The following is a 20842-nucleotide window of genomic DNA, read 5'->3' on the forward strand; positions in this document are numbered from 1 at the left end:
CAGTGAGTCGCCTGCTTCCTAATGTCGTCTGGGATAACGGAACATGTCTGAAATATCGGACGGTGACGGATGCGACGGACCCGGGACTTCCTGCGTTCCCTCGGCCTTCCCGGCGAGGATCCGCACGGCCTGCCCAGCAGCACCAAGCGGTTTCCCGACGGCGGGCAGTACCGCGTCGAGATCCCCAGCGTCGAAGGGCCGGAAGCGCTCGACGCCGTGTTCACCGAGGCGGACGCGCGGGGGGTGGTGGTCCACCGCGTCTCCCAGGGCAGCGGCGGGATGCTGCTCACGCAGGGCGACCTGGCCACGATCGCCCGGCTCGCGCACGCGCGCTCGGTCGAGGTGAGCCTGTTCGCCCGTCCGGTCGCCGCCTGGGACACCGGGGCCGCGTCCATCGCCTCCGGCGGAGGCGTGTTCGCCGCACAGGTGCGGGGCACCGAGCAACTGGTGCACGTGCTCGAGGACATCCGGCGCACCACGGAGGCCGGGATCCGCAGCGTGCTGGTGACCGACCTCGGCGTGCTCGCCGTCGCGGACCGGATGCGGGCGGCCGGTGAACTGCCCGTGGACCTGCGGTTCAAGGCGAGCGTGCAGATGGGCCTGGCCAACCCCGCGTCGGTCCGGCTCGCCGCCGAAACCGGCGCGACCACCTACAACGTCCCCACCGACCTCAGCCTCGCCCAGCTCGCCGCCCTCCGCGCCGCGGTCGACATCCCGCTCGACATCTACGTCGAAGCGCCCGACGATCTCGGTGGTTTCGTCCGGCACTTCGAGATCGCCGAGATCGTGCGGGTGGCGGCGCCGGTGTACGTCAAGTTCGGACTGCGCAACGCGCCGAACATCTATCCGAGCGGAACCCATCTGACGTCCACCGCGGTCGCGCTGGTGCGTGAACGGGTCCGGCGGGCGGAGATCGGCATGGAACTGCTGCGCCGCTACGCGCCCGACGCGGTCGCCTCCCCGCTGCCCGCGGCGGATCTCGCGGTACCGCGGCCGGCCTGACCGGTCAGGACCGGCCGCCGAGCCGGGCGGACAGCTCGGCGGCGCCCTCGCGGACGAGCCGTTCCCAGTCCCGCCAAGCGGCTTCCGAATGACGCGAGGTGGGGATGGAGATGCTCATCGCGGCCACCCAGCGGCCCCGGGCGTCCGGCACCGGGGCGGCCACGCAACCGGCGTCCGGATTGGACTCGCCGCGCTCGTGGGCCACCCCGTCCGCACGCACGCGGTCCAGTTCGGACAGCAGGGCGGCGCGGGAGGTGATGCTGCGCCCGGTGAGGGCGGTCAGCCGCTGGCCGTGGAGGCGTTCGGCCAGCTCTTCGGTGGGGAGACCGGCCAGCAGCGCCTTCCCGACCGCGGTGCAGTGCGCGGGCAGTCTGCGGCCCACCTCGGAGATCAGCCGGACCGAATGGGTCGAGTCTATTTTGGATATGTAGACCACGTCGAGCCCGTCGAGCACGGCCACGTGCACGGTTTCGCCGCACCGCGCCGCCACCGAGCGGGCCACCGCGTCCGCCTCGGCCGCGAACTCCAGCCGTTCCTGGTAGCGCGAGCCCAGTTCGAGCAGCTTCGGGCCGAGCCGGTACGTGGTCTCCTCCCCGCTCAGGCGGTCCAGGTAGCGGCGCGCGACCAGCGTGGTCAGCAGTTCGTGCGTGGTGGAGCGGGGCAGCCCGAGCCGGGCGGTGATCTCCGCCGCGGACAGCGCCGTCTCCGCGCCGAGGAACAACTCCAGGATGTCGGCTGCGCGGACCACGGCGGGCACGAGGCGAGGCACCGCCACACGCTACCCCGCCCGCCACCCCCGTCGGTGGAGTTAGGGCGAGCCGTGAAGGGTCCCTTCACGGCCCGGCTAGTTCACGACTTCGACGGTGTCGCCGGGGCGGAGCTTCTGGAAGAAGGTCGCCGCGGCGTCGTGGGACAGGTGCACGCACCCGTGCGACGGCACGCTCAGGCTCCCCTCGTGAAACGCCACCCCGGTGCGGGTGAAGAACACCGAGTACGGCATCGGGCCGTTGTACTCCGTGCTGTAGTGATGAAGATCCTTGTACAGCACCGAAAATCGACCCTGCGGGGTCACGTGGCCCGGTCTGCCGACGGTCACCGGCACCGGGCCGTAGGCCACCGCGCCCCGGTCCATCAGCCAGGCGCGGTGGGTGTGCAACTGCAGGCACGCCTTCGCCGCGGCGTCACAGGGTGCCGCCGCGGCCTCCGCCGCCGGGGTGGCCATCGCGAACGCGCCGATCGCCACCGCCGCTCCCATGAGCGTTCCGGTCATGTTTCGTAAGGTTGTCATGCCGGAGGGTTACCCCTTGGCGCCCCGTCCATACAGGGCGGTGACCAGGGTGCGGACCAGCTTCTCGGTCTTCTCGGTCCGGCTGAACGAGGTCAGCTGGATCGGTGCGGTGAACCGCTGCCGCGCGACCGCCTTCGGCCGGGAGAACTCGCGCAGCCCCTCCGGGCCGTGGATGCGGCCGAAGCCCGAGTCACCGATGCCGCCGAACGGCAGCGAAGCCATGCCCGCGAACGAGAACGGCGCGTTGATCGAGGTCATCCCGGCGCGCAGGCGGGCGGCGATCCGCGGGCCGTTCTGCCGGGAGAAGACCGTCGAGGCGAGGCCGTAGCGGGTGGCGTTGGCCTTCTCGATGGCCTCCTCCATGTCCCGCACCTTGGCGATGGTCATGGTCGGCCCGAAGGTCTCTTCGCGCACGGCCTCGGAGTCTTCCGGCACGTCGACCAGCACCGTCGGGGCGACGTAGCGATCGCCGACCGCGTCCTTGCCGCCGGTCAGCGCCCGGCCGCCGCGCGCCAGCGCGTCGGAAATGTGCCTGCGGACCACGTCGAGCTGGGCGGGCATGGTCATCGGGCCGTACTGGACCCCCGGCTTGACCTTGTCCGTCAGCGCCATGACCTTCTTCACGAACGTGTCGTAGACCTGTTCGTGCACGTAGACGCGTTCCACGCCGATGCAGGTCTGGCCCGAGTTGGAGAACGCGCCCCAGACGGCGGCGTCGGCGGCCGCGTCGAGATCGGCGTCGGCGTCCACGATCAGCGGGTCCTTGCCACCGGCCTCGATGATCACCGGGGTCAGCGTCTCGGCGGCCGCGGCCATGATCTTCTTGCCGGTGGCGGTGGAACCGGTGAACGCGATCTTGTCGACGCCGGCGCCCACCAGCGCGGCCCCGGTGGCGCCGAAACCGGTGACGAGCTGGACCACCGGGTACTCGGGCACGACCTCGGCGAAGGTGTCGACCAGCCATTTGCCCACGCCGGGCGTGTACTCGCTGGGCTTGAAGACGATGGTGTTCCCGGCCGCCAGCGCGTAGGTGATCGAGCCCATCGGGGTGTACACCGGGTAGTTCCACGGGCCGATCACACCGACCACGCCGAGCGGCTGGTACTCCACGGTCGCGCTGTGGTTGCTCAGCAGCAGACCGGCCGGGCGGCGCTTGCGCCCGAGCACCTTGCGGGCGTTGCGAGCCGCCCACGCGATGTGCTCGATGGCCAGCACGATCTCGAGCTGCGCGTCCCCGGCGGGCTTGCCCGTTTCGCGCTGCACGACCTCGCCGAGTTCGGTCATGCGGCGGGTGATGGTCGCCGTCCACCGGCGCAGCCGCTCCGCCCGTCCGTCGAAGCCGAGGGAGGCCCACCACCGGGAGGCCTCGCGCGCCCGCGCGACGGCCTCGCCGACCTGCTCGGCCGTGTGCACCGGATAGGTGCCCACCACCTCGTCGGTCGCCGGGTTCAGCGAGTCGAAGGTCTCCTGCGCCACTGCCGGCTTCGGCTCCACCGCGGTCATGCTGTGCCTCCTGCTGTCTCCCCTGACTACTCGCCAGTACGTTCAGCATGACACAATCCGTGGCCGAGCTCACTACCCCGCGAAAAGTCGCGTTCGCCGGGTTCGCGGATGAGGGCGCGGGTCGATCTTGGTGCTCCCGTGCTCGCGGTCCTAGGCTGAACTGGTCCGAAGCCAGAAGAGAGCACAGGAAGAAGCACCATGCGAATTGTCCACTATGGACACGCTTGCGTACTGCTGGAGACCGATGGGGCGCGGATCCTGCTCGATCCCGGTGTCTTTTCCGAAGGATTCGAGGGCGAGCGCGAGCTCGACGCGGTCCTGATCACCCACCAGCACTACGACCACATCGACGCGGAGAAGCTACCCGCGCTGCTGAAGGCCAACCCGGAGGCGAAGCTCTACGTCGACCCGGGTTCCGAGGAGACCGTGGCCAAGCTGGACGTGGAGTTCCGGGTCGTCCGCCCCGGGGACGCCTTCGAGGCGGGCAAGGCGGCGGTCACCGTGACCGGCGGTGAGCACGCGGTGATCCACCAGGACATCCCGACCATCCCCAACGTCGGCTACCTGATCGACCACGGCGCGTTCTACCACCCCGGCGACTCGTTCTTCGTCCCGGAGCAGAAGGTCGACGTGCTCGGCGTGCCGACCGGCGCCCCGTGGCTCAAGGCCGGCGAGGCGGTGGACTTCCTGCGGGCGGTCTCCCCCCGGGTCGCGGTGCCGATCCACGAGGCGGTGCTGGCCAACCCGGCCATGCACTACCGCCTGTTCACGGACCTCTCGCCCGAGGGCACCGAGGTCCGCGTCGCGCCCCGCGGTGAGACCGTCAAGCTCTGATACGTGGCGCCGAAGGCCCGGTTTCCCAGCGCGATGTCGACGGCGTCGAGCAGCGCTTGCCGGAGACCGGGCCGGGCCAGATCGGCGGCGTCCACCCCGAGCCGCACCAGTCCCCCTCGTCTCGCCGCGCGCGCCGCGGCGAGGACGAGCGCGAAGCACCGGACCGTCTCGCCGTGTGCGTGCGCGCTGAACTCCTGGACCCGGGCCCGGTGCACCTCACCGGTCCGCAGATCGTGCACGGCGGACAGTTCCGCGCACAGCCGGAAATCCTGGCCGCGCAGGGCCTCCAGTGTTCCCCGCGAGGCCAGCCAGCGCGGGGGCGCGAACCCGTCCGCGCTCAGGCCCGCCGCGTCGAGCGCGGCACTCGCGGCGATCAGCCGCAGCCGGGCCTCGTGGGCCGGGAGCGCGGCGAACTCCGCCTTGCGACCGAAGCTGACGGCCCGATGCGAAGGCGGCACCCGGTGGTCGTAGCCGTGGAGAAGCAGGCCGTCGCCGAGCCGCGTCCGGGCGCGGAGCCACCCGGTCACCGCGGGTGTGCCGTCGGTGCGCGGGGTGAACAGCAGGGTGAGCGGGACTTCCCGCCGGTCCAGCTCCGCGGCGAGATCCGCGCAGCGGTGCAGCGTCCGTGCGCTGATGCCGGACAGCGAGACCAGCAACCTGGCGGTCATGCCCCCATTGGGCCAGCTCGAGGTGACCTCGCGTTGACCCCCGGGTGACACCCCGCCACCGGGCGGCCGAACTCGCTGCTGTGAAGGGTCCCTACGGCAGCGACAGGGGAAGAACTCCCGGGACAGGGGTGTGCCCTCAAGGTGGCCTTGAGGGCGTTTATGACTCTGAAGGCGACCTTCAGGGCATCCCGCCCCGGCCCCCAGCCGAGCCGACCGGACTTTGCCGGGGCTCGTCTCTACAGGATCGGCGCCGGAACGTAGTGGGCTGCTTCCGGGAAGCGGGTGAGGATGTCTTCGACACGCTTCACGATGGTGGCCACCTGCGCCGTCGCCACCCCGGTGAAGGACAGCCGGTCCGCGAGCAGTTCGTCCAGGTCGGCGCGGGTCAGCGGGATCCGGTCGTCGGCGGCGAGCCGGTCGAGCAGGTCGTTGCGCTCCAGCCCCTGCTCGCGCATCGCCAGCGCGACCGACACCGCGTTCTCCTTGATCGCCTCGTGCGCGGTCTCGCGGCCCACCCCGGCCCGCACCGACGCCATCAGCACCTTCGTGGTGGCGAGGAACGGCAGGTAGCGGTCGAGTTCGCGCGCCACCACGGCCGGGAAGGCGCCGAACTCGTTCAGCACGGTGAGGAAGGTCTCCAGCAGGCCGTCCAGCGCGAAGAACGCGTCGGGCAGCGCGACCCGGCGCACCACCGAATCCGAGACGTCCCCCTCGTTCCACTGGTCGCCCGCCAGCTCCCCGATCATCGACAGGTAGCCGCGCAGCACCACGGTGAGCCCGTTGACCCGCTCGCACGAGCGCGTGTTCATCTTGTGCGGCATCGCCGACGAGCCCACCTGGCCGGGCTTGAACCCCTCGGTGACCAGCTCGTGCCCGGCCATCAGGCGGATCGTCTTGGCCAGGCTGGACGGCGCCGCGGCCAGCTGCACCAGGGAGGAGAGCACGTCGAAGTCCAGCGAGCGCGGGTAGACCTGGCCGACGCTGGTGAAGGTGCGGGTGAAGCCGAGGTGCTCGGCGATCCTGCGCTCCAGCTGGTCGAGCGTTGCCTCGTTGCCGAGCAGGTCCAGCATGTCCTGTGCGGTGCCGACCGGGCCCTTGATACCGCGCAGCGGGTACCGGCCGATCAGGTCGTCCAGGCGCTCGAAGGCGACCAGCAGCTCGTCGGTGGCGGTGGCGAAGCGCTTGCCCAGCGTGGTGGCCTGCGCGGCGACGTTGTGCGAACGGCCCGCCATCACCAGGTCGGTGTGCTCGGCGGCGAGCGCCGCCAGTCGCGCCAGCACCGCTGTCACCCGGCCCCGGACCAGCTCCAGCGACCGCCGGATCTGCAGCTGCTCGACGTTTTCGGTGAGGTCGCGCGAGGTCATGCCCTTGTGCACGTGTTCGTGCCCGGCCAGCGCGTTGAACTCCTCGATCCTGGCCTTGACGTCATGCCGCGTGACCCGCTCCCGCGCCGCGATCGAGGCCAGGTCCACCTGGTCCACGACCCGCTCGTAATCGGCTATCACCGCGTCGCCGACCTCGACGCCCAGCTCCTGCTGCGCGCGCAGCACCGCGATCCACAGCTCGCGCTCCAGGATCACCTTCCGCTCCGGGGACCAGAGGGCGACCAGCTCCGGGGAGGCGTAGCGGGTGGCGAGCACGTTGGGGATGCTGGGCTTGTCCGTCACGGCTCCAGCGTAATCGGGCGCCCCAGCGCTTCCCGCAGCATGTCCCGGGCCACCGCGCGCGGATCGGGATCGATCTCGATCAGGGCGTTCACCACCGCCCCGTCGACCAGGGCGACGACCTGGGCCAGCCGCTTGCGGTCGATGAGCATCCCGAACCGCGCGAAGATCTCCATCAGCAGGTCGTGGAACTCGGCCTGGAGCGTGCGCATCAGCGGCCTGAGGTAGGGCCGCCGTCCGGTGGTGACCAGCCGCTCGTAGCGCAACAGCACCGCCTCGTAACCGGCGTCCTCCCCGAGCAGCTGGTCGAGCAGGCTCTCCACGAGGGTGTCCACGTCCCGCGGTCCCGCGCTCAAAGCGTCGAGTTGGGCCCGGCCGTGGGCCAGCTCGATGCGGCACCGGTACTCCACGGCCGCGGTGACCAGATCGTCGAGCGAGTCGAAGTAGTACGTGGTCGAGGCCAGCGGCAGCCCGGCGCGTTCCGCGACGGCACGATGCCGGATCGCGTCGAACCCGCCCTCGACGAGCAGTTCGGCGGCGGCTTCGACCAGCGCCGCCCGCCGTCGTTCACCCTTCGGAGTGCTCGCCGCCGATGTCATGACCCGAATTTAGTGCCCGCCGCGGCGGGGCCTTCAAAAACGGTGCGCGAGCGTGGCCGCGAGCGACGGCAGCGCGGACTCCAGTGGCGGGGCGCTCCCCGCGTCCGGGGTGCTCAGGACGAGCACGGTAGCCCCGGTCCGGGTGCGTTGTCCGGCCGTCACCGTGCCGTCGGTGAATGCGGGAAGCCACGGAGGAGTGGGCAGGAGCAGCACCGAGATCAGCCCCGTGCGACCCGATTCGGCGACGTGGAACGCGGCGGAGCGGGCACCAGTCGGGCAGAGCCGGGAGGGTGCGGGCTGGACTCCGGTCGCCGGGAGCTCGCCAGCGAGGGCGGTGGCGAGCTCCCGGTCGACCTTTTCGCACCCGGAGGTGCTTTCGGCCAGGGGGCCGTCCTCCCCGTTTCCGGCGCTTCCCTGCAAGGGCGACGGAGCGGGCGAGGCGCTGTGAGGACGCGCGGGCGCGGCCACGGGTTGCCCGTCGGATGCCGCCGATCCGGGGCGCAGGTACACCGCGGCCAGGCCACCGCCCCCGGCCACCGCGATCAGGCAGGCGACGGCGATCCACAGGCGGGTGCGGTGCCGGGCGGAGGTCCGCGCCGAGACGCGGGTTACGTCTTCAAGGGTGAACCCGGGGGCAGGCGGCTCACCCGGGGCGGACCGGAAGAGCGTTTCGAGTTCCCGCTCATCCATGGGTCTCCACCTCCTCGCCCAGTGCCGCGCGCAGGTTCGCCAGCCCGCGTGCCGTCTGGCTCTTCACGTTCCCTTCGCTGCAGCCGAGCACCTTCGCGACCCCGGCCACGTCCAGCCCCTCGAAGTAGCGCAACACGAGCACGGCACGCTGCTTCGGCGGCACCGCCCGCAACCCGGTCATCAGGTCGGCCCGTGCGGCCACCCGCTCGTCGAGCGACGGGCTGGGCTCGGGCTCAGGCACCTGCTCGACCTGCTGTTCCCGCCGCCATGGACGGCGTGACTCGTCGATCGACGCCCGGATCAGCGTTCTTCGCAGGTAGGCGTCCGTGGCCGCCCGGTCGCGGATCTTCCTCCAGCGCCGGTGCAGCGCGACGAACGCCGTCTGCGCGAGATCGTCCGCGCGATGCCAGTCGCCGCAGAGCAGGTACGCGGTTCGGCGCGCGGAGTCCCGCCTGGTGGCGAAGTACTCCGCGAACTCCTGTTCCTCGCGCTCGTTCACCGGCCTCCCGGACGCTCCCGATCCAAGACGGAAGGACTGCCTTCGCGGGTTGCACCGTAGTCGTCCGGGTACGGAAACGGTGAAGCCGTACCTTGTAGATCAACTATTTGGTGTGATGTGATCTCACCGTGACCTCAACTGGTGCCAACCCGATCGATTTTCGCTCGGATACCGTCACCCGGCCCGACGAGGCGATGCGCGAGGCGATGGCCGCCGCCGAGGTCGGGGACAACGTGATCGACGTCGACCCGACGATCAAGGCCCTCGAGGAGCGGGCGGCCGCGGTGCTGGGCATGCCGGCCGCGCTGTGGACGCCGAGCGGCACGATGGCCAACCTGATCGCGCTGAGCGTGCACCTGCAGCGGGGCGACCGGTTCCTCGCCCCGAAGGGGGCGCACGTGCTCACCAACGAGCTCGGCTCGGCGGCCTGGCTGGCCGGCGGCATGCCGGAGGCGCTGGAGCACGACGCGGGCCCCGGCCGTCCCACCCCGGAGACCCTCACCGCCGCGATCGGCCCCAGGATCGACACCTACTTCAGCCTCCGCACCACCCTGCTGTGCCTGGAGAACACGCACAACGCGGCGGGCGGCGCCATCATCCCGCCGCACGAGCACGCGCAGTTGCTCGCCACCGCACGGCAGGCGGGCCTGCGGGTCCACCTCGACGGGGCGCGCATCTGGCATGCCGCCGCCGCGCTCGGCCTGCCGCCCGCCGCCCTGACCGTCGGCGTGGACACCGTCTCGGCCTGTTTCAGCAAGGGACTCGGCGCCCCCGTCGGCTCGGTGGTCGCCGGCAGCGTCACCTTCGTCGAACGAGCCCGCCGCATGCGGCAGATGCTGGGCGGCGGTGTCCGCCAGGGCGGCGTGCTCGCCGCCGCCTGCCTGGTCGCGCTGGACCGCATCGGCGACCTCGAGGAGGACCACGAGAAGGCCCGGCGGCTGGCCGCGGGGCTCGCCGAAATCGGCTGGGACGTCAACACGCCCGAAACCAACATCGTGCTGGTGCGCGTGGCCGATCTCGAGGTGACGCTGAAGTCCCTGTGGGCTCAGGGCGTGCTGGCACTGCCGCTGGGCGGCCGGGTGCGCTTCATCGCCCATCGCGACCTCACCATGGCCGACATCGAAGACGCGCTGCGCCGGATCAAGGCAGGAGGCCACCCCTGAGCGGCGCGGTGACCAGGGCGGTCAGGGCAGGCGCTTGGGCGAGCTCTTCCCCTTGATGGCGCCGTAGGCGGCGGTACCGAGGAAGACGGCGCCGCCGATGATGGCGATCCACACGACGGCCTTGAGCAGGAAGCCGACCACCGATCCGATCACCATGATCGCCACCCAGGCGACGACGAGTGCCCCGACGATCTTCCAGAACATGGCATCCCTCCGGTTACCTCGCGGGCCGTTCGGCCCGCTGTGCACGAGGCTCCCACTTCCGGGCCCGTGAGGCTCGCGTTATGGCCAACGATCAGGGAAAAGCCGGGGTTCCCCCGGACCGTCCCCGCTCCAGCCAGCGGCCGAGCCGCCCGATCGCCTCTTCGATCTCGTCGCCGGCACCGGCGAAGGAGAACCGCACGAACTTGCCGCCGTCGACCGGGTCGAAGTCGACGCCGGGGGTGATCGCGACCCCGGTTTCGGCGAGCAGGCGCTGGCACCAGCTCAGGCTGTCGGTGGTGTGCGCGGACACGTCCACGTACGCGTAGAAGGCGCCGTCCACCGGGGCGATGTGGTCGAGGCCGATCCCGCGGAGCCCGTCGAGGATCAGGTCCCGGTTCGACCGGTAGTGCGCGACATGCCCGTCGAGCTCGGCGTAGGACTCGGGCCGGAAGGCGGCGACCGCGGCGTGCTGGGCGAGCGCGGGGGCGCAGATGTTCAGGTTGCCGGTCAGCACGTCCACCGCGCGGTGCAGGCGCCGCGGCACCAGCATCCAGCCCAGTCGCCAGCCGGTCATGGCGAAGTACTTGGAGAACGAGCCGAGCACCACCGACTCCGGCGAGCTCTGCCAGGCGCAGCCGAGCTCGGTGCCGTAGGAGATGCCGTGGTAGATCTCGTCGCTGATCAGCTGCACTCCGTGGGACGAGCACCAGCTCGCGATCGCGGCCAGTTCGCCGGGCGGCAGCACGGTGCCCGCCGGGTTCGTCGGGCTGGCCACGATCAGGCCGGAGATCGGCCCGAGGCTTTCCAGCAGTTCGACGGTCGGCTGGAAGCGGGTGCTTTCGTCCGTGGCGAACTCGACGACCTCGCAGCCCAGTGCGGTCAGCAGGTTCCGGTAGGCCGGGTAGCCGGGGCGGGCCATCGCGACCCGGGCGCCGGCATCGAAGGAGGACAGGAAGGCAAGCAGGAAGCCGCCGGAGGAACCGGTGGTCACGATGACGTCGTCCGGGCTGACGTCGAGTCCGTAGCGGTGGTCGTAGTGACCGGCGATCGCCTCGCGCAGTTCGGGAATGCCCAGCTGCACGGTGTAGCCGAGGTTCTGCTCGCGCAGGGCCCGTTCCGCGGCCTCCAGCACCGGCCGCGGTGCCCCCGCCGTCGGCTGACCCGCGGCCAGCGAGATCACGTCGCCGTGGGTGCGCTGCCGGGCCTGGGCCGCGGACAGCACCTCCATCACGTGGAACGGCGCGACCTCAGCGCGCCTTGCCGGACCGGGGAACGCCGCTGTGTCGACCATGACTTCCAGGTTAAGGCTGACGTGTCCCCTTACCGCCCCCATTCGGGGGGTAAGGCCGACCACACTGCGTTACCCGACCCGTTACCTGACCGCGCTGGCCGTCAGTAACCCACGTAGCCGCCGCCATGGGCCATGGACTTCAGACCGGGGTGATTGGCGAAGCTGCCGTAACGGCTGAGCGTGTAGCGCACCCCGGCGATGATGTTGTCGACCGGGTTGTAGATGTTGTCGTGCCCGGGCAGCTTGTAGGAGTTGAACGTCGAGTCGATGCACTGCATCAGGCCCTTGGACGGGTGACCCGCCTTCGCGTTGCTGTCCCAGAGGTTGATCGCGTTCGGGTTGCCGCCCGACTCCTTCTCGATGATCGTCCAGATCTTGTCGATGTCGGCGTCGGTCACCGGGATGCCCTGCGCCTGCATCTCCTTGATGGCTTCCTCGATCCACTGCCGCACGTTCCCCGGCGGCTGCGTGGTGGGCGGGCCGCCGCTCGAGCCCATCCCGCCGCCACCGCCGCCGTCGCCACCCCCGCCGTAACCGCCCCCACCACCGTGGTGTGAGCCGCCGCCACCACCGCCACCGCCGTACAGCCCGCCGGTGCTCTGCATGGCGGCCGGCGCGGTGCCGAGCGGGGGCACCGAGGAGTAGCCGCCGTCGACATCCTTCTGCACCAGCTGCATCACGCGCTGGATCTCCTGGTTCGCCGCGTTGAGCTTGCTTTCGATCTGGCTCTTCGCGTCGTCGGCGATCGCGGTGGTGTTCTGCAGGTTCTGCGCGATGATCGCCTCGGGCGTCTGCGCCGGCATCGTCGCGCCATCCCGGTGGGCGTTGACCGCGTCGATCTGGGCCTGCGCGGCGTCGGCGGCGGACTGCGCCTGCCGGTTCGCCGCGTCGATCTTGTTGTGCGCGTCGTCGTGGAGCTGCTGCACCTCTTTCTGGGTGCGGTCGAGGAAGGCCTGGAGGTTGCCGAGCTCGTTCGCCACCTCGTCGAGGTGGTCGTTCACCTTCTGCCCCGCGTCCCCGATCTTCTTCACGTAGTCGAAGAACGCGTCCGCCTGCGGCCCGGACCAGGTGCCGCCGCCGAGCGCCGCGGTCGCGTTGCGCAGCGCAACGGTGTGGTCCGCGGAATCCTTCGACGCCTGGCGGAACTGGTCCGCCACCCCCTGGATCGTCGAGGGGCGGACGTTTTCCACCTGCTTGGTCTTGGCTTCGACGTCGGGCCAGTTGGGTGGGAATTCGGCCGTGGCGCTCATGGTGTCCCCCAGATGTGAAGAAGAAGGCCGGTCAGACCTGCAGACTGCCGTCCTTGACGGTGAGACTGTCCTTCGCGGCCTCTTCGGTCTCGCGCAGCGCGCGGGCAGCCTCTCGCAACGCCCCGCCTGTCGACTTCATCAGCTCGGCGGCCGCGTCGAACTGGCCGTGCATCCGGTCCCGGAACGAGTGCAGCGTGGTCACCGCGGCCTCCGACGGATGTTCGCCGGGACGGTTGTCCGGATGCCTGATATCGCCGAACGGGTTCTGCCCGGCGATGCCGGTCATCTTGCTCTTGGCGTCCTTGAAGTGGTCGTGCAGCACCTCGACCTTGCCGGCCACGTGCTCCAGTGAGTCCGGATCGCTTTGCGCCACCCTCGTCATCCCCTTCGCCAAGCTCGCTCCGCCATTCCGACGCACCGCCCCCCACCGGCGGTTCCCGCCATTTCTAGCACCGCCGCGGTCAGACTTCTTCGAGCAATTCCCAGATCCGGTTCGCCAGCAACTGGTTGTCGGCGGGCGCCACGGTGACCCAGGCCTGGCCGTCGTTGTTGGGCGACACCTGCACCAGGTAGCGCCCGGCGTCGGTGTCGTGAAAGGCGATCACCCGGTCCGCCCGCCGGGTCACCCCGTCCCGGCCGGCACGTTCGACCCCGAACTGGCCGCGCGTGGTCATCCCCACCAGCATCCCGGCCAGCTCCTGTGCCTGCCAGAGCACCACTCCGCGGTCCGCCAGCGCCGTGACCAGGGCCTTCGGCTCGCCCTTCGCGGCCGCGTCGGCGTCGCGGACCACCGTATGGGGAGCGCTGACCGAGCGACCGATCCCGGCGGGCAGCTCACCGGCCACGGACACGGCCGACTCCGGCAGCGAAGTGTCGCGCGCCGGGATCAGCCACACCTCGTCGCGGTCGACGACGCCGAGCAGGGCCTGGCTGCCGGTGCTCACCGCGAGCCCCTTGATCTGGCGATCCGTCCAGACCCAGATGTCGATGGCGACCCTCGGACTGGCCAGCAGGTGCAGCTGGTCCATCAACTCCCCCGAGACGCGCTTGCCACGGGCGAGCCGCCGGTCGGCCAGCGATTCCCAGGCCTGCTCGACGAGGGCCCGCCGCTCGCTGTGCGTCCGGCCGGGGCTGGGCACGCGCAGCGCGGGATGCGCGGGCGGCAGCCGTTCGGCCTCCCACAGCACGTCGAATTCCAGGGTGGACAGCACGACGCTGTCGTTCGGCTCGTTCACGGTGGTCAGCGGTCTTCCGGCAGTTCCTTGTCCCCGATGAGGTCGGGTGAGACCTCGCGCGGATCGGTGAACAGGTCCTTGTCGTCGATGCCGTAGCGCCGGACGTGCGCGGCGTCCTCCTCGCCGTCCTGGGTGGCCGCCGGTTCGAGGATGGCCCGGGTGCGCTCCCGGCTCGGCGGTGCTGGGGCGGCCTTGCGTACCCGCTCGGCCTCCGCCTCCTCGGGCAGGTCGCCGACCGGCAACTGCCGGACGCGCTTGCCCGCCTGGTCGCCCTGCCTGCCCCGGCCGCGCCCGCCCTGGCGCTCGTTCTCGCCGCCGACCACGCCGCCCGCGCCCGCGGCGCCGATCGCCGGTACCGCTTCGGCGAGGCCGCCGACGCCGCCTGCGGCGCGGGTCGCGGTGAACCCGGGGCCGAGACCGGTGCTGGTCGGGTTGACCGGGGCGGACCCGACCACCTTGCCCTTGGCCAGCCCTTCGGCGCCCCCGCCGGTGCGGTGCAGGCCGTCGCCCGCTCCGCCGCCGGGCTGGCCGGAGTTCTGGCCGGAGTTCGCGCCGCCCCCGGGCTGCTGGCCCCAGGCGGCGTTCCCGCCGGACTGGCCCCAGGCGCCGGAACGTCCGCCCTCCGGACCGGCCCCGGTCGCCGTCCTGCCGTCCACCAGGCCGCTCGTACCACCCGGACCACCGCCCAGCGGTTCTCCGGTGACCGTCTGGGTCGGACCGGAGGTGGACCGGCTCCCGTCGTAGGCGTTCGACCGGCCGTATCCGGTGTTCGTGCCGCTGGTGGTGCTGGTCTCGTCGGTCGGCGCGGGCGCCGAACTGGGCAGCGTGACGTGCTGGGGGGCGGTCGAGGTGTCCGCACCGGCACGGCCCGCCACCGCGACCACGTCCGGTGGAGTCGGTGCGTCGTGCACCACGGACGCGGCCGGGGCGGACACCGGCGGGACGTGCACGGGTGCGGTCCGCACCGGCGTCACGGGTGCGCTCGCCGCCTGCGTCGGCGCGGTGTCCGGCCCCGAGGGCACCGATGGCACCTGCGGTGCCGGGGGTACGGGGGTAATCGGCGGGTCCGCCACCGCCGCGGCCGCACTGCCCGGCGCGGCCAGGTCCATCGTCTCCGGCGGCGCCGCCACCGGTTGCGACGAAGCCAGATAGTCGCCGGTGTCGTGGGCGTAGGCGTTGAGCGCGTCCACGGCCTGCGCGTTCGCCTCCAGGTTCGCCTTCACGGCCTTGGCGTGATCGGTTTCGAAGCCGAACAGGCTGAACAGGCCGTCGCTGGCGGAGAAACCGTCAGCGCCCTGCCGCAGCGCTTCGGGGTCGGGCAGCTTGTTCCTGGTCCGGTTGAACGCCTCGCCCTGCTGGAAGATCAGCTCGGCGGCCTGGGTGACCTTCTGGTTGGCCTCGCTGGAGAACCCGGCCTGCCCGGCGAGTACGGAACCGGCCTGCCCGCCCGCCTTGCTCTGCCACTCCACGCCGAGCGCGGCCAGCTGGCGGCGCAGCGTGGTGTCGGTCTCCCCGAGCGCGATCGCCACCTTCTTCAGCGCGGCGACCGCGTTGCCCATGCTGGCCGTGCCGCTGCCGCCCCGGAACTTCTCCACCTCCTGGGCGAGGGATTCCGGGTCGTAGCCGTCGAAACGCTGGTCGCGCAGCTTCTCGATCAGGGTCGTGATGTCGTAGCGGCTGCTGTCGAAGGTGATCACCGGAATGTCTCCAAGGTCTCGACGGCCATCTTCGCCACCGTGGTGGACATGTCGCAGAGCTGTTGCCGAGTGAAGGTGTTGCCGTCCGGCGCCGTCTCGGCCCGCAGCGTCTGGCCTTCGGCGACCCCCACCAGGGTTTCGCAGTCCGGCACGCCGCGGCTCGGCGCGTAGTGGATCAGCGCGGGGAAACCGGGCACGTTCACCGGCTCCCTGGTCATGCTCGCCTTGAAGTGGCCGCCTTCGATCCAGTCGTGCAGATCCGCGGTGGCGATCACTTCGAGGTAGTAGGTGTAGCTCGGCGTGGTGGCGTCGACGTCGAACGCGCAGGTGGGCCCGTCCCGGCGGGTGTCCTCCGGCAGCAGCCGGGGGATGCCGTTCTCCTTCAGCCGGTTCAGCTGCTCGGTGGTGAGCAGGCTGCACGGATCGACCCCCCGCACGGACACCTCGCGGGCGCGGGGCGGCAGGCCGGGGTCGCCGGAGCCCCTCGGCGAAGGTACCGAGCCGTCCGGGGCCCGGCCGTCCGTCGAGGTGCAGCCGCCGAGGGTGATCATCGCCAGCACCCCCGCGGTCAGTGCGCTAGTTCTGGTGGTCACGGCGGTCCCCGAAGGCCGTGATCTTCTCGTCCTCGCCGAGCTGGTAGGTGTCCGCCGCGGTGCGGAGCTGCCGGGCGAGGGCACGCAACTGCTGCAGGTAGTTCATCACCCGGCCCGCGTAGGAATCATCACCGCTGGCGATGAGGCGGTTCCAGGCGTCCGCCGCGGTGGCGCTCACCACGTCCCCGGCGGGCGCGTCGATGCTCAGTTCCAGCAGCAGCTGGTGGATCTTGTCGTCGAGCGCGTCGGCCTGATCGTTGATGATCCTGGCGACCTGGGCCACCTTGTCCGGCTCGACCTGGATGTCCATCGCCCCCGGAACGGAGGGGACGGTCGTGCTCAACGCGCTCACGGTGTTCTCTGCCATGCTGCGCACCCCCGGGTACGGACGGTAGCCGACCAGTTCCGTAAGCAGGCTACCAATGTGCGTGTGACAACGGGCTGAGTTTCGACGAGCCAGGACCAGAGGCGGTTCCCGCCGGTCGGCCACCGACTTAGCCGGGAACGGAGATCTCCCCCTGGACCGCGCGCAGCGCGATGTCCTTGCGGTGGTGCGAGCCCGCCAGGTGCACCTTGGCCACCCGCTCGTACGCCTGCTCGCGCGCGGCGCCCAGGTCGGGACCGGTGCCCACCACGGACAGCACCCGGCCGCCGTGCGACACGACGGCGCCGTCGTCCCGGCGGCGGGTACCGGCGTGCAGCACGCCTTCGGCCTCGGCGCCGGTGATGACGTCCCCGGCGCGCGGGACACCCGGGTAGCCGTCGGCGGCGACCACCACGGTGACCGCGGCGCCCGGATGCCATTCGAGCGGCGGCTGCCCGGCCAGCGTGCCGGTGGCCACCGCGTGCAGCAGCGTCGCCAGCGGACTGGCGAGCAGGGCCAGCACGACCTGGGTCTCCGGGTCGCCGAAGCGGCAGTTGAACTCGATCACCTGCGGGCCGTCCGCGGTGAGCACGAGCCCCGCGTACAGCAGGCCGTTGAACGGGGTCCCGCGGGCGGCGAGTTCGTCGACCACGGGCTGCACGATCTCGGCCACGATGCGTTCGGTCAGGCCCTCCGGCGCCCACGGCAGCGGGGCGTAGGCACCCATCCCGCCGGTGTTGGGCCCGGTGTCGCCGTCACCGACGCGCTTGAAGTCCTGCGCGGGCAGCAGCGGCCGCACCGTCCGGCCGTCCACCAGGCAGAACAGCGAGACCTCCGGACCCTCCAAAAAGGATTCCAGAAGCACCGCGTGCCCGCCGTCGAGCAGGGTCATCGCATGGGCGCGGGCCGTGTCGTAGTCCGAGGTCACCACCACGCCCTTGCCCGCGGCGAGGCCGTCGTCCTTGACCACCCAGGTGGGGCCGAACCGCGCCAGCGCCGCGTCGAGCCGCGCCGGGTTGTCCACGGTTTCGCTGTGTGCGGTGGCCACCTTCGCGGCCGCCATCACATCCTTCGCGAACGATTTGGAACCCTCGATCCGGGCGGCCGCGGCCGACGGCCCGAAACAGGGGATGCCCGCCTTGCGCACGGCGTCGGCGGCCCCGGCGACCAGCGGGACTTCGGGGCCGACCACCACGAGGTCCGCCCGCCAGCCGATGGCGAGCTCGGCGACCGCGGCGGGATCGCCCGCGTCGACGCCGAGCTGTTCGGCCACGCCCGCGATCCCGGCGTTGCCGGGCGCGCAGGCGAGCGCGGTCACCGCCGGGTCATGGGCGGCCGCGAGGACGAGGGCATGTTCACGGGCTCCGGACCCGACAACCAGGACACGCACGCCCCGAGCCTAACCGGGGGCGCATCGCACGTTCCGTTTACCCATCCGTCAGGATGCCGTCGATCCATTTTGTCGTGCCGGATGTCCGCGGGCGTGAGAGTGACTCGGACCGCGATTTCCTTCCCGACGAAGGTTGTCGATCGCCCGGACCCGACTGGTGGTGTTGATCCTGTCCAGCCTCGCCCTGCCCGTCCCGGTCGCGCCCGCGGCCCCCGCGTCCGGGGTCCTCCCCGTGGTCGTCGGTCACCGCGGTGCGCCGGGTCACCGTCCCGAACACACCCTCGGCTCCTACGAACTGGCGTTCCGGCAGGGGGTGAGCTGGGTGGACGTGGACCTGGTCCCGACCGCCGACGGGCATCTGGTGGCCCGGCACGAAAACGAGATCGGGGGGACCACCGACGTGGCCCGCCGTCCGGAGTTCCGCTCGCGGCGGACCACGAAGGTGGTCGACGGGGTCGAGCTGACCGGCTGGTTCACCGAGGACTTCACGCTCGAAGAGCTCAAGACGCTGCGGACGGTCGAGCGCATCCCGAAGCTGCGCCCCGACAACACCATCTACAACGGACGGTGGCCGGTCGTCACCTACCAGGAGGTGCTGGACCTGACCGTGCGGCTCGGCCGCGAGCTGAACCGCACCCTGGGCACCTATCCCGAGGTGAAGCACTCCACGTACTTCTCCTCGATCGGCAATCCGGTGGAGCCGAAACTGGTCGAGTTGCTGGAGCGCAACGGGCTCAACCGCGCGGACGCCCCCGTGGTGATCCAGTCGTTCGAGGTCGCCAATCTCCGTCAGCTCAGCGAACAGGTACTCGTTCCACTGCTCCAACTGACCTCTTCGGACGGTGCTCCCGCCGATTTCGCGGCAACCGGCGACGTGCGGACCTATGCCGACCTGGTCACCCCCGCGGGCTTGGCCGAGATCGCCGAGTATGCGGCCTACCTGGGGCCGGACAAGAACCAGGTGATTCCACGGGATCCGGACGGAAACCTGGCCGGCCCGGCCGCACTGGTGCACGACGCGCACGAAGCGGGCCTGCTGGTGATCCCCTACACCTTCCGCAACGAGAACTCGTTCCTGCCGGTCGAGTTCCGTTCGTCCGCCGATCCCGCCGCCTGGGGGAGCATCTTTTCCGAGGAGTCCGCCTTTCTCGCCACCGGTATCGACGGGCTGTTCGCCGACCAGCCCGACACGGCGTTGCTCGCCGTGACCGGTTCGTAGCGCGATCCGCGGATATCCGCTGTCGGCGAAAATCGGTAGCGTCCGCTTTTCCCGTTTCGATAACGTCAGCGGCGGGTCGAGGGGGGCGCGGGGGTGCACTTCTTCGGTCGCCGTCTGCTCTCACTTCCACGGAAACGGACCCGATGACTACCGCTGAACCCGAGAAGCTCCACCCTGCCGGTTCGGACAAGCTCGACGCCGCCGTGCTCAAGGTCGCCGGCGTGGTCGTGCTCGGCGCGGTGATGGCCATTTTGGACACCACGGTCGTGAACGTCGCGCTGCAGGCGCTGATCCTCCAGTTCACGACCTCGTTCGACACCATCCAGTGGGTGGTCACCGGCTACATGCTGGCGCTGGCCACGGTGATCCCGGTCACCGGCTGGGCCTGCGACCGCTTCGGCACGAAACGCCTGTACCTGCTGTCCATCGTGCTGTTCCTGGTCGGTTCGATGCTCGCCGGAATGGCGTGGAACATCGAGTCCCTCATCGCGTTCCGCGTGGTACAGGGCCTCGGTGGCGGCATGCTGGTCCCCGCCGGGATGACGATCATGACGAAGGCGGCGGGGCCGCACCGCGTCGGGCGCGTGATGGCCGTGCTCGGGGTGCCGATGCTGCTCGGCCCGATCGGCGGGCCGATCCTCGGCGGTTACCTGGTCGACGCGGTGAGCTGGCGCTGGATCTTCTACATCAACGTGCCGCTCGGGCTGGTGGCGCTGCTGACCGCTTGGCGCGTGCTGCCGAAGGACGAGCCGCGGCCCACCGAGCGGCTGGATCTGCCGGGCATGCTCATGCTGTCGCCCGGCCTGGCGCTGCTGATCTTCGGGGTGTCCCGGATCCCGCAGGAGGGCGGGGTCGGCTCGGTCAGCGTGTGGCTGCCCGCGCTGATCGGGCTCGTGCTGATGGCCTCCTTCGTGATCAGGGCGACCAGGGTGGCGAACCCGCTGGTGGACCTGAAGTTGTTCGCCGACCGCACCTTCACCATCGCGATGATCACGATGAGCCTGTTCATGGTGGCCTTCCTCGGCGCGATGCTGGTGCTGCCCACCTACTTCCAGTTGGTGCGCGGCGAATCGGCGTTGCACGCCGGTCTGCTGCTCGCCCCGCAGGGGCTCGGCGCGATGCTCACCATGCCCGTCGCGGGGCGACTGGTCGACCGGATCGGCGCACGCAAGGTCGTGCTGCCCGGGCTGGTGCTGATCGTCGCCGGGGTGGCGGTGTTCACCGCGGTCGGCGCGAACACCTCCTACCCGCTGCTGGTGGCCGGGTTGTTCGTGATGGGCCTCGGCATGGGCTGCACGATGATGCCGATCAACACGGCGGCCCTGCAGACGCTGACCCAGCGTTCGGTCGCGAGGGCGTCGACCGCGATGAACATCGTGCAGCAGACCGCGGGCGCGATCGGGTCCGCGGTGATGTCGATCATTCTGGCGAGCCTGCTGGCGGGGAAGTTCGGCGTGCCGACCAATCAGGGGCAGCTGGCCGCGACCGTGGCACTGGGGAACCCCCAGAGCCACGACGCTGCGGCGACGCTCGCGTCCGGCGCGTTCGCGTCGACCTTCCTGTGGGCGCTGGTGCTGATGGCGGTGTGCTTCGTCCCGGCGCTGTTCCTGCCCAAGCGGCCGCCGGTGCACGCCGAGGCCCGCGAGGCGGCCCCGGTCCACGTGTAGCCGCGCTCGTCCCCTGCCGAAG

At 71.0% G+C, this 20842-nt stretch carries 22 protein-coding genes; 5 read left to right on the forward strand and 17 right to left on the reverse strand.

Annotated elements, in window-relative coordinates; genetic code table 11:
* Positions 1–69 precede the first annotated feature (69 nt).
* Positions 70–1002, forward strand: coding sequence for a U32 family peptidase (locus ORV05_RS33635; RefSeq protein ID WP_268755893.1), 933 nt, complete (start codon positions 70–72; stop codon positions 1000–1002).
* A gap of 4 nt (positions 1003–1006) precedes the next feature.
* On the opposite strand, the gene ORV05_RS33640 is transcribed toward ORV05_RS33635, so the two are convergent.
* From ORV05_RS33640 to ORV05_RS33650, 3 genes are all read right to left on the reverse strand, one after another.
* Positions 1007–1771, reverse strand: coding sequence for an IclR family transcriptional regulator (locus tag ORV05_RS33640; RefSeq protein ID WP_268755894.1), 765 nt, complete (start codon positions 1769–1771; stop codon positions 1007–1009).
* A gap of 75 nt (positions 1772–1846) precedes the next feature.
* Entirely contained in the window at positions 1847–2272 is a 426-nt protein-coding gene (locus ORV05_RS33645) for a L,D-transpeptidase (RefSeq protein ID WP_268755895.1), read from the reverse strand.
* A gap of 27 nt (positions 2273–2299) precedes the next feature.
* Positions 2300–3793, reverse strand: coding sequence for an aldehyde dehydrogenase family protein (locus ORV05_RS33650; RefSeq protein WP_268755896.1), 1494 nt, complete (start codon positions 3791–3793; stop codon positions 2300–2302).
* Positions 3794–3991: 198 nt separating this feature from the next.
* Here ORV05_RS33650 and ORV05_RS33655 point away from each other — a divergent pair, with 198 nt between their 5' ends.
* Positions 3992–4627 (forward strand): MBL fold metallo-hydrolase, encoded by a 636-nt coding sequence (locus ORV05_RS33655; protein WP_268755897.1) that lies wholly within the window; start codon positions 3992–3994, stop codon positions 4625–4627.
* Here ORV05_RS33655 and ORV05_RS33660 read toward each other — a convergent pair.
* From ORV05_RS33660 to ORV05_RS33680, 5 genes are all read right to left on the reverse strand, one after another.
* The gene (locus ORV05_RS33660) at positions 4549–5295 is read right to left on the reverse strand and encodes a DUF2334 domain-containing protein (protein WP_268755898.1); all 747 of its coding nucleotides are present in this window, start codon (positions 5293–5295) and stop codon (positions 4549–4551) included. The genes ORV05_RS33655 and ORV05_RS33660 overlap by 79 nt on opposite strands.
* Before the next feature lie 236 nt (positions 5296–5531).
* Positions 5532–6962 (reverse strand): adenylosuccinate lyase, encoded by a 1431-nt coding sequence (gene purB, locus ORV05_RS33665; protein ID WP_268755899.1) that lies wholly within the window; start codon positions 6960–6962, stop codon positions 5532–5534.
* Positions 6959–7558, reverse strand: coding sequence for a TetR/AcrR family transcriptional regulator (locus ORV05_RS33670; RefSeq protein WP_268755900.1), 600 nt, complete (start codon positions 7556–7558; stop codon positions 6959–6961). Before ORV05_RS33670 ends, purB begins: the two co-directional genes overlap by 4 nt.
* A 33-nt stretch (positions 7559–7591) precedes the next feature.
* Entirely contained in the window at positions 7592–8248 is a 657-nt protein-coding gene (locus ORV05_RS33675) for a hypothetical protein (RefSeq protein WP_268755902.1), read from the reverse strand.
* Positions 8241–8747, reverse strand: a complete 507-nt coding sequence (locus tag ORV05_RS33680; protein ID WP_268755903.1) for a SigE family RNA polymerase sigma factor — start codon at positions 8745–8747, stop codon at positions 8241–8243. The genes ORV05_RS33675 and ORV05_RS33680 overlap by 8 nt, the downstream gene beginning before the upstream one ends.
* Positions 8748–8953: 206 nt before the next feature.
* On the opposite strand from ORV05_RS33680, the gene ORV05_RS33685 reads away from it, so the two are divergent.
* Positions 8954–9910, forward strand: a complete 957-nt coding sequence (locus ORV05_RS33685; protein ID WP_326938167.1) for a threonine aldolase family protein — start codon at positions 8954–8956, stop codon at positions 9908–9910.
* A gap of 21 nt (positions 9911–9931) precedes the next feature.
* Here the strand turns inward: ORV05_RS33685 and ORV05_RS33690 are convergent, their stop codons facing one another.
* The 9 genes from ORV05_RS33690 to purD all read right to left on the reverse strand — a co-directional run bounded on the left by ORV05_RS33690 (position 9932) and on the right by purD (position 17934).
* Entirely contained in the window at positions 9932–10114 is a 183-nt protein-coding gene (locus ORV05_RS33690) for a hypothetical protein (RefSeq protein WP_268755904.1), read from the reverse strand.
* Between the two features lie 91 nt (positions 10115–10205).
* Positions 10206–11405, reverse strand: coding sequence for a pyridoxal phosphate-dependent aminotransferase (locus tag ORV05_RS33695; RefSeq protein WP_268755905.1), 1200 nt, complete (start codon positions 11403–11405; stop codon positions 10206–10208).
* Positions 11406–11506: 101 nt separating this feature from the next.
* On the reverse strand, positions 11507–12655 hold the full coding sequence (locus ORV05_RS33700; protein WP_268755906.1) for a transglycosylase SLT domain-containing protein: 1149 nt from the start codon (positions 12653–12655) through the stop codon (positions 11507–11509).
* A gap of 31 nt (positions 12656–12686) precedes the next feature.
* The gene (locus ORV05_RS33705) at positions 12687–13037 is read right to left on the reverse strand and encodes a hypothetical protein (protein ID WP_268760024.1); all 351 of its coding nucleotides are present in this window, start codon (positions 13035–13037) and stop codon (positions 12687–12689) included.
* Positions 13038–13116: 79 nt separating this feature from the next.
* The gene (locus ORV05_RS33710; RefSeq protein WP_268760025.1) at positions 13117–13899 is read right to left on the reverse strand and encodes an ESX secretion-associated protein EspG; all 783 of its coding nucleotides are present in this window, start codon (positions 13897–13899) and stop codon (positions 13117–13119) included.
* Entirely contained in the window at positions 13896–15587 is a 1692-nt protein-coding gene (locus tag ORV05_RS33715; RefSeq protein WP_268755907.1) for a RodZ family helix-turn-helix domain-containing protein, read from the reverse strand. Before ORV05_RS33715 ends, ORV05_RS33710 begins: the two co-directional genes overlap by 4 nt.
* Positions 15584–16180, reverse strand: coding sequence for a DUF3558 domain-containing protein (locus ORV05_RS33720; RefSeq protein WP_268755909.1), 597 nt, complete (start codon positions 16178–16180; stop codon positions 15584–15586). The genes ORV05_RS33715 and ORV05_RS33720 overlap by 4 nt, the downstream gene beginning before the upstream one ends.
* Positions 16164–16547 carry a hypothetical protein gene (locus ORV05_RS33725; RefSeq protein ID WP_268755910.1) on the reverse strand — a complete coding sequence of 128 codons (384 nt, stop codon included), beginning with the start codon at positions 16545–16547 and terminating at the stop codon, positions 16164–16166. The genes ORV05_RS33720 and ORV05_RS33725 overlap by 17 nt, the downstream gene beginning before the upstream one ends.
* A 127-nt stretch (positions 16548–16674) precedes the next feature.
* The gene (gene purD, locus ORV05_RS33730) at positions 16675–17934 is read right to left on the reverse strand and encodes a phosphoribosylamine--glycine ligase (protein ID WP_268755911.1); all 1260 of its coding nucleotides are present in this window, start codon (positions 17932–17934) and stop codon (positions 16675–16677) included.
* 169 nt (positions 17935–18103) lie between these two features.
* Between purD and ORV05_RS33735 the strand changes: the two genes are divergently transcribed.
* Complete coding sequence (locus ORV05_RS33735; RefSeq protein WP_407652811.1) at positions 18104–19153, forward strand: glycerophosphodiester phosphodiesterase; 1050 nt, start codon at positions 18104–18106, stop codon at positions 19151–19153.
* Positions 19154–19296: 143 nt separating this feature from the next.
* Entirely contained in the window at positions 19297–20820 is a 1524-nt protein-coding gene (locus ORV05_RS33740; protein WP_268755912.1) for a DHA2 family efflux MFS transporter permease subunit, read from the forward strand.
* Positions 20821–20842 lie beyond the last annotated feature (22 nt).

It is taken from the genome of Amycolatopsis cynarae, from assembly GCF_026802195.1.
GTDB classification, from domain to species: domain Bacteria; phylum Actinomycetota; class Actinomycetes; order Mycobacteriales; family Pseudonocardiaceae; genus Amycolatopsis_E; species Amycolatopsis_E rhizosphaerae.

Coding starts and splice junctions, on each gene's coding strand:
- ORV05_RS33635 (WP_268755893.1), top strand. CDS start 70: ATGCGACGGACCCGGGACTTCCTGCGTTCCCTCGGCCTTCCCGGCGAG.
- ORV05_RS33645 (WP_268755895.1), bottom strand. CDS start 2,272: ATGACCGGAACGCTCATGGGAGCGGCGGTGGCGATCGGCGCGTTCGCG.
- ORV05_RS33650 (WP_268755896.1), bottom strand. CDS start 3,793: ATGACCGCGGTGGAGCCGAAGCCGGCAGTGGCGCAGGAGACCTTCGAC.
- ORV05_RS33655 (WP_268755897.1), top strand. CDS start 3,992: ATGCGAATTGTCCACTATGGACACGCTTGCGTACTGCTGGAGACCGAT.
- ORV05_RS33660 (WP_268755898.1), bottom strand. CDS start 5,295: ATGACCGCCAGGTTGCTGGTCTCGCTGTCCGGCATCAGCGCACGGACG.
- ORV05_RS33670 (WP_268755900.1), bottom strand. CDS start 7,558: ATGACATCGGCGGCGAGCACTCCGAAGGGTGAACGACGGCGGGCGGCG.
- ORV05_RS33675 (WP_268755902.1), bottom strand. CDS start 8,248: ATGGATGAGCGGGAACTCGAAACGCTCTTCCGGTCCGCCCCGGGTGAG.
- ORV05_RS33685 (WP_326938167.1), top strand. CDS start 8,954: ATGGCCGCCGCCGAGGTCGGGGACAACGTGATCGACGTCGACCCGACG.
- ORV05_RS33690 (WP_268755904.1), bottom strand. CDS start 10,114: ATGTTCTGGAAGATCGTCGGGGCACTCGTCGTCGCCTGGGTGGCGATC.
- ORV05_RS33695 (WP_268755905.1), bottom strand. CDS start 11,405: ATGGTCGACACAGCGGCGTTCCCCGGTCCGGCAAGGCGCGCTGAGGTC.
- ORV05_RS33700 (WP_268755906.1), bottom strand. CDS start 12,655: ATGAGCGCCACGGCCGAATTCCCACCCAACTGGCCCGACGTCGAAGCC.
- ORV05_RS33705 (WP_268760024.1), bottom strand. CDS start 13,037: ATGACGAGGGTGGCGCAAAGCGATCCGGACTCACTGGAGCACGTGGCC.
- ORV05_RS33725 (WP_268755910.1), bottom strand. CDS start 16,547: ATGGCAGAGAACACCGTGAGCGCGTTGAGCACGACCGTCCCCTCCGTT.
- ORV05_RS33740 (WP_268755912.1), top strand. CDS start 19,297: ATGACTACCGCTGAACCCGAGAAGCTCCACCCTGCCGGTTCGGACAAG.